Origin of the sequence: Streptomyces sp. NPDC012825 (genome assembly GCF_042900925.1) — a bacterium.
Classification (GTDB): Bacteria; Actinomycetota; Actinomycetes; order Streptomycetales; family Streptomycetaceae; genus Streptomyces.
The window spans coordinates 1-11,750 of the sequence record NZ_JBIBBZ010000038.1; the positions used below are offsets into that span (position 1 = coordinate 1).

Sequence of the window (11,750 nt, forward strand, 5' to 3'; positions counted from 1 at the left end):
TCGTACGGGTCGTCGACCCCGGTGAGCCCGCTGATCTCGCCCGCCGCCTGCCTGGCGTACAGGCCCTTCACGTCGCGTCCCGAACAGACCTCGACGGGGGTGGCCACGTGCACCTCGACGAAGGCGGTGCCCTCGGCGTGGTGGCGCTTGCGGACGGCCTCGCGGCTGTCGGCGTACGGGGCGATGACCGGCACCAGGACCTTCACGCCGTGCGAGGCGAGCAGTTCGGCGACGAAGCCGATCCGCTGCACGTTGGTGTACCGGTCCTCGCGGGTGAAGCCGAGGCCCGCCGAGAGGAACTCGCGGATCTCGTCGCCGTCGAGGACCTCGACGCGGTGGCCCTCGTCGCGCAGCCGTCCGGCCAGCTCGTACGCGATCGTGGTCTTGCCGGCGCTCGGCAGGCCGGTGAGCCAGATGGTGGCACCGGTCACGTGGTTCTCCCGGGAGGTCTCTGAAGGGGGGTGGGGGGTCGTGGTCATCAGCCGTGCAGCCCGCACTCGGTCTTGCCGCGGCCCGCCCAGCGTCCGGCGCGGGCGTCCTCGCCCTCCAGGACGCGGCGGGTGCAGGGGGCGCAGCCGACGGAGGCGTACCCGTCCATGAGGAGCGGGTTGGTGAGGACGCCGTGCTCCGCGACGTACGCGTCGACGTCGTCCTGCGTCCAGCGGGCGATGGGCGAGACCTTGACCTTGCGGCGCTTCTCGTCCCAGCCGACGACCGGGGTGTTCGCCCGGGTCGGGGACTCGTCGCGGCGCAGGCCGGTGGCCCACGCGCGGTACGCGGTCAGGCCCTCTTCGAGGGGGGCGACCTTGCGCAGCGCGCAGCACCGGTCGGGGTCGCGGTCGTGCAGCTTCGGACCGTACTCGGCGTCCTGCTCGGCCACGGTCTGCCGCGGCGTCAGGGTGATGACGTGGACGTCCATGACGGCGTCCACGGCGTCGCGGGTGCCGATGGTCTCCTCGAAGTGGTAGCCCGTGTCGAGGAAGACGACGTCCACGCCGGGGCGGACCCGGGAGGCGAGGTGGGCGACGACCGCGTCCTCCATGGAGGAGGTGACGCAGAAGCGCTCGCCGAAGGTGTCGACGGCCCACCGGAGGATCTCCGTCGCGGAGGCGTCCTCCAGCTCGCGGCCGGCCCGCTCGGCGAGTGCCCTGAGGTCGGCCTCGGTGACGTCCTGGGCGATCGTCATATGTCGTCCCCTCCAGAAGGTGTGCCCGAAGCCGCCGGGGCGAGCAGCCCCAGGAACTTCAGCTGGAAGGCCCGGTTGCACGCGGCGCATTCCCAGGCGCCGTGGCCCTGCTCGTTGGGACGCAGGTCCTCGTCGCCGCAGTAGGGGCAGAAGAACGGTGCGGCACGCTCGCTCATGACAGCGCCTCCTCGGAGGCGCGGGCCGCCCAGGTCGCGAAGCGCTCGCCGGTCTCGCGCTCCGCCTGGAAGCGCGTGAGGACCCGCTCCACGTAGTCGGGGAGCTCGGCCGCGGTGACCTTGAGGCCCCGGACCTTGCGGCCGAAGCCGGCCTCCAGGCCGAGCGCGCCGCCCAGGTGCACCTGGTAGCCCTCGACGCGGTTGCCCTCGTCGTCCAGGACGAGCTGGCCCTTGAGGCCGATGTCCGCGACCTGAATGCGGGCGCAGGCGTTCGGGCAGCCGTTGATGTTGATCGTCAGCGGCTCGTCGAACTCCGGGATCCGGCGCTCCAGTTCGTCGATGAGCGAGGAGCCGCGGCCCTTCGTCTCGACGATCGCCAGCTTGCAGAACTCGATGCCGGTGCAGGCCATCGTGCCGCGCCGGAAGGGCGAGGGGGTGACCCGCAGGTCGAGCGCCTCCAGGCCGGCGACCAGCGACTCGACCTGCGCCTCCTCGACGTCGAGGACGAGCATCTTCTGCTCGGCGGTGGTGCGGACCCGGCCGGAGCCGTGCGCCTCGGCGACCTCGGCGATCTTCGTCAGGGTGGCGCCGTCGACGCGGCCGACGCGGGGCGCGAAGCCGACGTAGAACCGGCCGTCCTTCTGCCGGTGCACGCCGACGTGGTCGCGCCAACGGCCGGCGGGCTCCTCGGGGGCCGGACCGTCCGTCAGCTTCCGCTTCAGGTACTCGTCCTCCAGGACCCGGCGGAACTTCTCCGGGCCCCAGTCGGCGACGAGGAACTTCAGGCGGGCGCGGTTGCGCAGCCGGCGGTAGCCGTGGTCGCGGAAGATCGAGATGACGCCCTCGTACACGTCGGGCACCTCGTCGAGGGAGACCCAGGTGCCGAGTCGGACGCCGAGCTTGGGGTTGGTGGAGAGTCCGCCGCCGACCCACACGTCGAAGCCGGGGCCGTGCTCCGGATGCCGCACGCCGACGAAGGCGATGTCGTTGATCTCGTGCGCCACGTCGAGCAGCGGCGAACCGGAGATCGCCGACTTGAACTTGCGGGGCAGGTTGGAGAAGTCCTTGTTGCCGATGATCCGCCGCTGGATCTCCTCGATGGCGGGCGTGCCGTCGATGATCTCCTCGGCGGCGATGCCCGCGACGGGAGAGCCGAGGATGACGCGCGGGGTGTCGCCGCAGGCCTCGGTGGTGGACAGGCCGACCGCCTCCAGGCGGTTCCAGATCTCGGGGACGTCCTCGATGCGGATCCAGTGGTACTGGACGTTCTGCCGGTCCGTGATGTCGGCGGTGCCCCGGGCGAACTCCTCGGAGATCCCGCCGATGACCCGCAGCTGCTCGGTGGTCAGCCGGCCGCCGTCGATGCGGACCCGGAGCATGAAGTACTCGTCGTCCAGCTCCTCCGGCTCCAGGACGCCCGTCTTGGTGCCGTCCAGACCCTGCTTGCGCTGGGTGTAGAGGCCCCACCAGCGCATGCGTCCGCGCAGGTCGTTGGGGTCGATGGAGTCGAAGCCGCGCTTCGAGTAGACCGTCTCAATGCGTGTCCGCACATTGAGACCGTCGTCGTCCTTCTTGAACTGCTCATTGCCGTTCAGGGGGGTGAAGTGCCCCACGGCCCACTGGCCCTCGCCACGGTGACGCCCGGCCTTGCGGCGGGCGGCGGCGGGGGTGGGGTTTTCCGGGGTGGCGGCCATGGCGTTTCGTCCTTCGGGACTGCGAGAGGGCGGCTCTGACCTGCACACTCGCGCTCGGGTCAGAGGGTGGCGCGTCAGTGCGCAGCAGGATGGGGCAGAGTCGGATGGAAAGGTGATCGCGGCGGTGCTGGTTCTCTCAGCGCGCCGGACAGATGGCGCTGGACATGCGGCCGAGGTCGACGTGCCGCCGACTCACCAAGGCAATTCCAGTTCCAGACATGGCGGAAGCGTGTCACGGGACTTTGGAACCAGTCCAGCATCGTCCAGGATTTGGACGTCTATGTCTTGCGGAATGAGACACTGTGTTCCAGGTCACGCGACGGGAGCCGCCCGAACACCCGCCGCGCAACCGGTTGGGTGCCTCAGGCCTGGGCACCGGGCCACGGGCCGGGGGTCTCCGACTCCTCGACCTCCTCCACCTCGGTGCCGAAGAGCCGGAAGCCGCGCCGCTCGTAGTTGGCCATCGCGTGCGGACCGTCGAGCGAGCAGGTGTGCAGCCAGACCCGCTTCGTGGCCTCCCGGTCCGGCCAGCGCTCGGCCAGGTCCCAGGCGCGCGCCACTCCGCAGGAGAGGAGGTGGCCACCGATTCCGCGGCCCCGGAAGGCCGGGATCAGGCCGAAGTAGACGATCTCCACCACGCCGTCGGCCTGCGCGTCCAGCTCCACGTACCCGGCCGGCGTGCCCCGGTCGTACGCCACCCAGATCTCGGCCCCCGGCTTCTCGACGATCTCCTGCCACTGCTTGTACGTCAGGGACAGGCGGTCGTTCCAGCGGATGTCGCCGCCGACGGCGGTGTAGAGGAAGCGGCTGAACTCCGGCGAGGGGACTTCGGCCCGCGCGATCGTGATGTCGCCGCCCTCCGGGACGGGGGAGGGGCGGAGATCGGACGGCGAGGTCTGCTCTAGGGACCAGGTGGTGAGAGTGATGCGCATGGGGCCATCGCATCACGGCCGCCGACGGGGCGGTGACCGGGGGCGCCGGGGCGCGGCCGCCGGTACGGTCGATCAATTCTCCGGGTGGCTCGATAATGGCCAGAATTGATCTCTTTGGTGTGACGTAAATCGACGCCCACGTTATTGTCGATTCAAGGCAAATGCCGCTGGCGGGGGTGATTTTCCCGGCCGGTTCGCTTCGGCGTCCTGGAAACCGACTGTGGGGTTTGTTAAAGTTCCGACCGAATGGTGGGGTGGCGGTGACTCGAGGGGGATCGAATGCGCGTCCTTGTGGTCGAGGACAAACGTGATCAGGCAGAATCGCTGATAGACGGCCTCAGACGGCATGGGCACGACACTATTGTGGCCGGTTCGGGGGCCGAGGCGCTGGACGCATTCGAGAATGCCGACCTCGTACTGCTCGATCTGGGGCTACCCGATATCGATGGAATCGAAGTGTGCCGTCGCATGCGGGCGGCGGGCGACACGCCCATCATATCCTTCGCCGGTGAGTCCGCCGAGCTCGACAGGATTCTCGGGCTGCAGGCAGGATCGGACGACTGTCTTGAGCGGCCCTATTCTTTTCGGGAGCTGATGGCCCGTATCGACGCCGTCATGCGGCGGGTCGGCGTCCGCATCGGCGGACAGCGCCGGTCCACCCTCTCCCGGGGCGGTCTCAGTCTCGACAGCGAGACCCGGGAGGTCGTACTCGACGGTCGGCCGATCCCACTGACCCGCAAGGAGTTCGACCTGCTGCACTACCTCGCGAGCCGGCCGGGCGTCGTCGTCTCCCGGCAGCGCCTGATGATCGACGTCTGGGGCCACCCGCCCGACGTGGGCCTCAGCGCGCAGGCGAGCCGGACCATCGACACCCACGTCAGCTCCATGCGGAGCAAGCTCCGCGAGAGCGGCTGGATACTGACTGTCCGAGGAGTGGGATTCCGGTTCCGCCAGGAGTGAGGCGACCGACCCGTCCCGGTGAGGACACGCGGTCCCCGCCGGGACGGGGCGGCATGGTCAGCCACCCGGCCGGGGGGCCAGCAGTCGGGCCAGGGCGTCCGGACTCTGGACGGCCGAGACCGGCGGCCCGCCGTCGACCACCATGTTCGGCACGCCTCCCACCCCGTGCTCGGCGGCACGCCGCTCGTCGGCGCGCACGCGCTCCGTGAACTCCGTACCCTCCACCACCCGGCGGACCGCGACCGGATCGAGTCCCGCCTCGACCCCCAGTTTCTCCAGGACCTCCGGGGCGGCGATGTCGAGCCCCTCCGTGTGATAGCCGTACAGCAGCCGTTCGAGCACCTCGTCGGCCCGCCCGTGCGCGGCGCCGAGGTGGACGAGACGGTGGGCGTCGAAGGAGTTGACCGGTCGGGCCTTGTGGAGGTCGAGCTGCAGCCCCTCCGCCTCGCCGACCGACCGGATCTGCCGCACCCGGGCGGCGGCCTCCTCGGGACTGCTCCGGTACTGGGCGATGACCTCGGCCGCCGTCGGGCCGGCCGTCGGGCTGCCGTCCGGGTCCAGCTCCATGCTGCGCCACACGACGTCCACGTCGTCACGTCCGTCGAGCGCGGTCGCCAGCCTCCTCTTCCCGATGTAGCACCAGGGGCACAGGACGTCGAAGTACACCTCGACCCTCATGAGCGGTTCCTTTCAGTCGGCGACCGGCGCGGGAGCGGCGGCGCGGTCGTCGGGGGACGGGCGGTCCTCGTGGTCCTTCTCCCCGCGACGCCGCAGCGTGAGGGTGAGGGCCGAGAGGGCGAGCAGCAGGGGCATCAGGATGAACGCGTGCACATGGAGGCTGTGGGTGAACGCGGCGCGGGCGGTGTCCGCCAGCGCGGAGCCCAGCTCCCCCGGCATCGCGCGGGCGGCCTCCAGCGCGGCGGGCAGGGTGTCCTCGGCGCGCTCGGCCACGTCCGCGGACAGGCCCCGGGGCAGATGGTCGGCCATGTAGCCGCCGTAGACGGCGGTGGCGACGCTGCCCAGCGTGGCGATGCCCAGCGCGCCGCCGAGCTCCGCGCCGGTCTCCGAGACGGCCGAGGCCGCGCCCGCCCGCTCGGGCGGAGCCGCGCCCACGACCAGGCCGGTGCCCAGCGCCATGAACGGGGTCAGTCCGGCGAAGAGGAGCAGCGAACCGGCCACCAGGAAGCCGGGGCCGCCGTCGACCAGGGTGAGCATCACCGGCCCGAGGACGGCGAAGGCCGCTCCCGCGCTCATCAGGACGGCGGGCTGGAAGCGGGCCGCCAGACCGGAGACCCAGAGGGCGACGACCGTGCCGCCCACGGCGGTCGGCAGCTGCCAGAGGCCGGCCTCCAGCGGCTCGAAGCCCAGCACCAGTTGCAGGTACTGCGAGGTGAGCAGGCTCGTGCCGAAGAGGAGCATCCCGACGACGATCATGCCGCCGGCCGAGACCGCGAAGGCGGGGATGCGGAAGAGAGAGAGGTCGAGCAGGGGGGAGGCGAGCCGCCGTTGGCGCCGCACGAAGGCCGCGCCGACGAGCAGGCCGAGGACGATGAAGCCCAGCGGGGGGAGCCCGACCCCGTCCGCAGCGAGGTCCTTGATCCCGTACACGATCGCGAGCGGGGTCACCAGGGACATGGCGACGCTCACGAGGTCGAGACGCCCGGTCCCCGTCGTGCGGAACTCAGGCACCAGGAACGGCGCGGTGAGCAGCAGCACCAGCATCGTCGGCACCGCGACGAGGAAGACCGAACCCCACCAGAAGTACTGGAGGAGCACACCGCCCACGAGCGGGCCGAGCGCCCCGCCGCCCATGAAGCTCATCATCCAGATGGTGATGGCGAGGGTCCGCTGCGCGGGGTCGCGGAAGAGGTTGCGGATCACGGAGAGCGAGGACGGCGCCAGCGAGGCGGCCGCGACGCCCTGGACGGCGCGCGCGACGACGAGCATCTCCGCGCTGTTCGCGTACGCCGCGAGGATCGAGGCGGCGGTGAAGGCGACGGCTCCCACGAGCAGGATGCGGCGGTGGCCGATCCGGTCCCCGAGAGTGCCCATGGTGATGAGGGCGCCGGCGACCATGAAGCCGTAGATGTCCGTGATCCACAGCAGCTGAGGGCCACTGGGGTCCAGGTCGCGGCTGAGCGTCGGGAGGGCCAGGTAGAGCACGGACATGTTCATCATGACCAGGACGGCCGGAACGCCCAGGACCGCGAGAGCGGTCCACTCGCGGGCGCCCGCCCGCTCGGGTGGTGTGCGGGCCCCGGCGCTCATCGGTCGCCGTTCGCCGTGTCGCCGGCGACACCGTGTGCGGCCTCGCTCGTGGCGTCCTCGGGGGCGCCGGCGAACAGCAGGGTCTTCCCCATGGTGGCCCGCGCCTCGATGGCGGCGTGCGCCTCGGCGGCCGCGGCGAGCGGGAAGACCTGACCGACGACCGGCCGGAGGACGCCCTCCGCCGCGAGCCGCAACGCCTGCCCGATGAGCGGGTGGGTCTCGGCGGGGCCCGGTGCGGCGAAGAGGCCGAGCGTGCGGATGCCCCGGGCGGCGAGGTCGTCCTCGTCGAGCGTCGCGTCCGCGCCGCTCGCCATGCCGTACAGGCTGATGCGGCCTCCGGGCCGGAGCGCGCCCGCCGCCGCGGTGCCGATCGCGCCGCCGACGCCGTCGAAGACGACGTCGAGTTCGCCGCCACCGGCCGCATCCCGGACCAGGCGGAGCCACTCGTCCCGCGAGTAGTCGACGCAGGCCGCGCCGAGGGAGGTGACCAGCTCGGCCTTCCGGTCGCCGCGCGCGGCGCCGACCACGCGGGCTCCGGCGTGCACGGCCAGCTGCACCAGGAGGCTCCCGACACCGCCGGCCGCGGCCTCCACGAGGACCTTCTCGCCCGGCTCGACCTCCGCCTGGCGGAAGAGCAGCAGCGCGGTGCGGCCGTCGGCGAGCAGGGCGACCGCGTCCTTGAGGGCGAGGCCCGGGGGGACGGGGACGACCTCGTCTGCGTGGGCCAGGGCGCGTTCGGCATAGCCGCCCTCGCCGCCGGTCGTGGTGATCACGACCGTGCCGACCAGCGCGGGGTCCACGCCCGGACCCGCGGCCACGACCCGGCCGCCGACGCCGTTGCCCGGCACCCGGGGGAGCGGGGGGCGGCCGAAGGGGCCGTTTCCGGAGCGCACCTGGGTCTCGACGAAGGTGACGCTCGCGTACGCCACGTCGACCACCACCTGGCCGGGGCCCGGCACCGGGTCCTCGACCTTCCGAGCTCGCAGGACCTCCGGTCCTCCGAACTCCTCCATCACCACGGACAGCACGGCGCCCCTCCAAACGGATAACTTCACTTCGTTTGAAATGTATAACGGAGCGATTCGCTTCGCAAGCGGCTAGAGTGGGCCCATGGCCCGACGAGCTCCCCGATACGCCGAAGCGGAACGCAACGACCGCGCCCTCCTGGAGGCCGCCAAGAAGGTCCTCGCCGTGGACGGCGCCCACAGCTCCGTGGCGACGATCGCGGCCCGCGCGGAGGTCGGCATCGCCAGCCTCTACCGGCGGTACCGCACCAAGGAGGAGCTCTTCCAGCACCTGTGCGCGCTGTCGCTCGACCAGTGGATCCAGGCGGTGGAGGAGGGGCTCGCGCACGACGACCCCTGGGAGGGGCTCGTCCACTACATCACCGCCGCCATCGAGTTCAGCGGCGGTGCGCTCGGCCCGCTCGCCGGCACGATCCCCGTCACCGACGAGATGGCCGAGAAGTTCACCCGGTCCGACGAGCTGACCCGGGCCCTGGTCGCGCGCGCCCACGAGGCGGGTGTGCTGCGGGCGGACGCCACGGCCGTGGACGTCTCGCTCCTCATCGAGCAGCTCGGGAAGTCCTCCCTGGTCGAGCAGTTCGAGGTGAGGGGCAGGGCCGACCTCGTCGACGAGGCGGGCAACGCCCGTCGCCGTATCATCGCCATCGCCGTCGACGGGCTGCGCGCCGGACACGGCCCGCTCCCGTGCCGTCCGCCCGGCCCCGACCTCCTCGCCGAACGCTGGTAGGCGCGGCGCGCGGCAGGGGGCGGGGCAGGGGAGGTGGGCGACTGTCCGGCGGATGCCGCTCGCGGTGGGGACGGGGTGCGGCGGGAGCGTCGGGCGGCCATCCGGCGGATGCCGCTCATGACAGAGGGCGGGGTCAGGCGATCGTCCGTGGGTGCCGCTCGCTCAACGCCCTTATGACGTCGGCCTCGTGGTAGTACGTACGGCCGTCCCGGCTCACGCGCCGCCATGCCCGCTGGCTGGCGAGTCGGTAGACACTGCCGGGCGGCGTGCCCCACAGCCGGGTGATGTCGGAGGCGCTGAACCACACGGTCCCCTCCGTGGCCGCCTCCGGCGTGCCGGACCGGGCCGAGGCCGCCCGCGGGGCCGCGCCTCCCCGACCGAGATGCGCCTTCGCCGTCAACCGCCGCCTGAGCAGCATCAGTTCCTCACCCGCCCAGTGGTGGGCCGGCTCTGCCCGACAACGTACGTCGGGTGCCTCCCCGGTGGCGTCCGGCCGGATCAGTGACTGGAGCCTCCCCATGCAGCCCGCCTCGGGACAGACGCCGACGGTCACCAGACGGCGCCGGTCGTCCGGGGTGGCCACCAGGGCCGCCCTGCGGGTCACCCCGCTCAGCTCGCGGGAGGCGTCCCCGGCGGCGCTGTGCGCGGTCAGCCACCCCGCGTGCCGTATCAGAAAGGCCGTCAGGCCCTCGACCGTGCGGTCGGGCCGGGGGAGTCCGCGGGCCTCCGCGATCAGGCCCGCCCAGGACCCGAGGACCGCCAGGGCCTCCCGGCGCGCGTCCGACGCGGCCGTGTTGAAGGGCAGTCCGGGCAGTCCGCCGCCCGAGGTGCGCTCGCGCGGACCGCTCACCGCCCTGCTGCCGTCGAGCAGTTGGCCGCAGGCCCGGTAGAGCGGAGGCAGCCGACGCAGGTCCGTGAGGAGGTCGCCCCGGCAGTCCGGGCAGAGGAAGGCCCCCGCGGCGGCTCTCCTGCCGCGTCCGGTCCCCGTGTCGCGCCGGCGGCGGCAGCCGGCGCCCGCGCAGGGATGCGACCGGACCGTTCGAGTCTCGCGGGAATTCAAGGCGTGTTTCCCCTTCGTGAATTCGGGCCCAGCTGTCGGATCGTGGAGTTCTGGGAAGCGTAAAAGTCCCCCGCGATCCCGGTCAAGGGTGACCTGATTTACTGCGCGGCCGTTCTCGGCGCTTACGGAATCCTGACTATTTTACGATCCCTTGACGTTATTTTGTCGGTAACTTAAAAGAACTCCATTGACGGGGCGGTGGTCCGGCGAAGAAGCTGTTGGCTACGTTCCCCAGGTATGTGCCCAGCCCCCGGCCGCGACGCGGTCCGATGCGGGCGGCAGGGGCGCCCGCTTCCTCTGCTTCGAAGAATCTCACAGGTGAACCCCGTATGTCCGGCGCATGTCGGGCGGGGTCCTGACGAGTTGGCATCGGCCGGAAGACGGCCCTGCCGGGGAGACCATTCGATCCCGTGAAAGGATGATTATGTCTTCAGGAATCAGGACCTTCGAGCTCGGTGATCTGAAGCGAATTCTCAAGGAGGGGGTCGGCGCGGACGAAAGCGTAGACCTGGAAGGTGACATACTCGACGTGGATTTCGAAGCGCTCGGATATGAATCTCTCGCCATGCTGGAGACGGGCACCCGGATTGAGCGTGAGTTCGGTGTCGTCCTCACGGACGAGACGCTCACGGAGACCACCACGCCGCGTCGGCTGATCGAGGCCGTGAACGTCCAGTTGCGTTCCGCCCCGACCGTCTGACCGCCCGTGCCCCCCACGCGAGGTGTCCCCACCGCCCCGGACGGTGCCGCGTGACGCGGGCCCGGCTCGACGTCTGGCTGGTGCGGGTGAACGAGCAGCGACCGGACACCCTGTCTCTCGCCCTTGAGGAGTTGGACGGCCGGGAGCGCGAGCGGGCGGAACGATTCGTCGGTGCGGGCGACCGGCTCCGCTATCTCGCCGCCCACATCGCGCTTCGCCGGGTCTTGGCGCTGCACACCGGGACGGCACCGGGAGAGCTGCGGTTCACCCGGTCCACCTGCCCCGCGTGCGGCGGCCCGCACGGTCGTCCCGCGCTGGCCGACGAGACCCTGCCCGTCCACTTCTCCCTCTCCCACAGCCATGGCCTGGTGCTCGTCGCCGTCGCCGCCGCCCCGGTGGGAGCCGATATCCAGCGCCTGCCGGGCGGCGGCACCGTCGAGGCGTGCCTCCCGGCGCTCCACCCGGCCGAGCGGGCCGAGGTGGAACGCCGGCCCGAGGGCGTCCGGCCGGGCGAGTTCGGCCGGCTCTGGACCCGCAAGGAGGCCTATCTCAAGGGCATCGGCACGGGCCTGGCGCACGGCACGTCCTCCGACTACCTGGGGGCCGACACCCGCGGCAGGCCGCCGGGCTGGACGGTCCTGGACCTCGACCTCCCCGAGGACCGCGCGTACGCGGCGGCCGTGGCCGTACGCGCCCAGGAGGCGGGGCCGCCGGAGGTGCGCGAACGCGACGCCTCCTTCCTCAGGGCCGCCGTTCCCGCTCTGTGACCCGAGCAGTCGCCCCCACCAGAAGGGAGTGTGCCGTGCCGACAACCGAGAGCCGACCACCGAGCGCGAGCGACTCGAACACGAGTGGCTCGAATGTGAGCGGATCGAACACGACCGGCTCGAACGGCAAGAGCGACCACACCGTCTCCGACCTCCGCGACGAGCTGCACGTCCTGCGCGAGCAGGCCCTGGCGGGCCCGAGCGAGAAGGCGACCCAGGCACAGCACGCGAAGGGCAAGCTGACCGCGCGCGAGC

14 protein-coding genes are annotated in these 11,750 nt (G+C 71.7%); 4 read left to right on the forward strand and 10 right to left on the reverse strand.

The features are described 5' to 3' along the window. The 6 genes from cysC to ACFY7E_RS32545 all read right to left on the reverse strand — a co-directional run. On the reverse strand, window positions 1–479 hold a 479-nt coding region (gene cysC, locus ACFY7E_RS32520), incomplete at its 3' end, for an adenylyl-sulfate kinase (RefSeq protein WP_389491369.1). After that, the gene (locus ACFY7E_RS32525; RefSeq protein WP_389491371.1) at window positions 479–1,186 is read right to left on the reverse strand and encodes a phosphoadenylyl-sulfate reductase; all 708 of its coding nucleotides are present in this window, start codon (window positions 1,184–1,186) and stop codon (window positions 479–481) included. The genes ACFY7E_RS32525 and cysC, both read right to left, overlap by 1 nt. After that, window positions 1,183–1,362 carry a hypothetical protein gene (locus ACFY7E_RS32530; protein ID WP_389491373.1) on the reverse strand — a complete coding sequence of 60 codons (180 nt, stop codon included), beginning with the start codon at window positions 1,360–1,362 and terminating at the stop codon, window positions 1,183–1,185. Before ACFY7E_RS32530 ends, ACFY7E_RS32525 begins: the two co-directional genes overlap by 4 nt. Then, a complete protein-coding gene (locus tag ACFY7E_RS32535; protein ID WP_389491376.1) occupies window positions 1,359–3,056 on the reverse strand; it encodes a nitrite/sulfite reductase in 1,698 nt (565 codons plus the stop codon). Before ACFY7E_RS32535 ends, ACFY7E_RS32530 begins: the two co-directional genes overlap by 4 nt. 136 nt (window positions 3,057–3,192) lie before the next feature. After that, the gene (locus ACFY7E_RS32540; RefSeq protein ID WP_310591794.1) at window positions 3,193–3,276 is read right to left on the reverse strand and encodes a putative leader peptide; all 84 of its coding nucleotides are present in this window, start codon (window positions 3,274–3,276) and stop codon (window positions 3,193–3,195) included. A 142-nt stretch (window positions 3,277–3,418) separates the two neighbouring features. Beyond that, a complete protein-coding gene (locus ACFY7E_RS32545) occupies window positions 3,419–3,988 on the reverse strand; it encodes a GNAT family N-acetyltransferase (RefSeq protein ID WP_389491378.1) in 570 nt (189 codons plus the stop codon). 279 nt (window positions 3,989–4,267) lie between these two features. On the opposite strand from ACFY7E_RS32545, the gene ACFY7E_RS32550 reads away from it, so the two are divergent. Continuing rightward, the gene (locus ACFY7E_RS32550; RefSeq protein WP_389491380.1) at window positions 4,268–4,948 is read left to right on the forward strand and encodes a response regulator transcription factor; all 681 of its coding nucleotides are present in this window, start codon (window positions 4,268–4,270) and stop codon (window positions 4,946–4,948) included. Between the two features lie 57 nt (window positions 4,949–5,005). Here the strand turns inward: ACFY7E_RS32550 and ACFY7E_RS32555 are convergent, their stop codons facing one another. The 3 genes from ACFY7E_RS32555 to ACFY7E_RS32565 are packed head-to-tail and all read right to left on the reverse strand — an operon-like array spanning window position 5,006 to window position 8,244. Next, on the reverse strand, window positions 5,006–5,626 hold the full coding sequence (locus tag ACFY7E_RS32555; RefSeq protein ID WP_383439417.1) for a DsbA family oxidoreductase: 621 nt from the start codon (window positions 5,624–5,626) through the stop codon (window positions 5,006–5,008). Between the two features lie 12 nt (window positions 5,627–5,638). Beyond that, window positions 5,639–7,216 (reverse strand): MFS transporter, encoded by a 1,578-nt coding sequence (locus ACFY7E_RS32560; protein WP_389491381.1) that lies wholly within the window; start codon window positions 7,214–7,216, stop codon window positions 5,639–5,641. After that, the gene (locus ACFY7E_RS32565) at window positions 7,213–8,244 is read right to left on the reverse strand and encodes a zinc-binding dehydrogenase (RefSeq protein WP_389491383.1); all 1,032 of its coding nucleotides are present in this window, start codon (window positions 8,242–8,244) and stop codon (window positions 7,213–7,215) included. The genes ACFY7E_RS32560 and ACFY7E_RS32565 overlap by 4 nt, the downstream gene beginning before the upstream one ends. Before the next feature lie 82 nt (window positions 8,245–8,326). Between ACFY7E_RS32565 and ACFY7E_RS32570 the strand changes: the two genes are divergently transcribed. Continuing rightward, the gene (locus ACFY7E_RS32570; protein ID WP_389491385.1) at window positions 8,327–8,968 is read left to right on the forward strand and encodes a TetR/AcrR family transcriptional regulator; all 642 of its coding nucleotides are present in this window, start codon (window positions 8,327–8,329) and stop codon (window positions 8,966–8,968) included. A gap of 133 nt (window positions 8,969–9,101) precedes the next feature. Here ACFY7E_RS32570 and ACFY7E_RS32575 read toward each other — a convergent pair whose 3' ends face one another. Further along, window positions 9,102–10,028 (reverse strand): hypothetical protein, encoded by a 927-nt coding sequence (locus ACFY7E_RS32575; protein ID WP_389491387.1) that lies wholly within the window; start codon window positions 10,026–10,028, stop codon window positions 9,102–9,104. Window positions 10,029–10,452: 424 nt separating this feature from the next. On the opposite strand from ACFY7E_RS32575, the gene ACFY7E_RS32580 reads away from it, so the two are divergent. Continuing rightward, the gene (locus ACFY7E_RS32580) at window positions 10,453–10,728 is read left to right on the forward strand and encodes a phosphopantetheine-binding protein (RefSeq protein ID WP_389491390.1); all 276 of its coding nucleotides are present in this window, start codon (window positions 10,453–10,455) and stop codon (window positions 10,726–10,728) included. Window positions 10,729–10,778: 50 nt separating this feature from the next. Next, window positions 10,779–11,495 carry a 4'-phosphopantetheinyl transferase family protein gene (locus ACFY7E_RS32585; RefSeq protein WP_389491392.1) on the forward strand — a complete coding sequence of 239 codons (717 nt, stop codon included), beginning with the start codon at window positions 10,779–10,781 and terminating at the stop codon, window positions 11,493–11,495. The last annotated feature ends 255 nt before the right edge of the window (window positions 11,496–11,750 follow it).

What these genes read in the sequence shown, in the direction of transcription:
- ACFY7E_RS32525 (WP_389491371.1), bottom strand. Translation starts at nt 1,186, where the DNA reads ATGACGATCGCCCAGGACGTCACCGAGGCCGACCTCAGGGCACTCGCC.
- ACFY7E_RS32530 (WP_389491373.1), bottom strand. Translation starts at nt 1,362, where the DNA reads ATGAGCGAGCGTGCCGCACCGTTCTTCTGCCCCTACTGCGGCGACGAG.
- ACFY7E_RS32535 (WP_389491376.1), bottom strand. Translation starts at nt 3,056, where the DNA reads ATGGCCGCCACCCCGGAAAACCCCACCCCCGCCGCCGCCCGCCGCAAG.
- ACFY7E_RS32540 (WP_310591794.1), bottom strand. Translation starts at nt 3,276, where the DNA reads ATGTCTGGAACTGGAATTGCCTTGGTGAGTCGGCGGCACGTCGACCTC.
- ACFY7E_RS32545 (WP_389491378.1), bottom strand. Translation starts at nt 3,988, where the DNA reads ATGCGCATCACTCTCACCACCTGGTCCCTAGAGCAGACCTCGCCGTCC.
- ACFY7E_RS32550 (WP_389491380.1), top strand. Translation starts at nt 4,268, where the DNA reads ATGCGCGTCCTTGTGGTCGAGGACAAACGTGATCAGGCAGAATCGCTG.
- ACFY7E_RS32555 (WP_383439417.1), bottom strand. Translation starts at nt 5,626, where the DNA reads ATGAGGGTCGAGGTGTACTTCGACGTCCTGTGCCCCTGGTGCTACATC.
- ACFY7E_RS32560 (WP_389491381.1), bottom strand. Translation starts at nt 7,216, where the DNA reads ATGAGCGCCGGGGCCCGCACACCACCCGAGCGGGCGGGCGCCCGCGAG.
- ACFY7E_RS32570 (WP_389491385.1), top strand. Translation starts at nt 8,327, where the DNA reads ATGGCCCGACGAGCTCCCCGATACGCCGAAGCGGAACGCAACGACCGC.
- ACFY7E_RS32580 (WP_389491390.1), top strand. Translation starts at nt 10,453, where the DNA reads ATGTCTTCAGGAATCAGGACCTTCGAGCTCGGTGATCTGAAGCGAATT.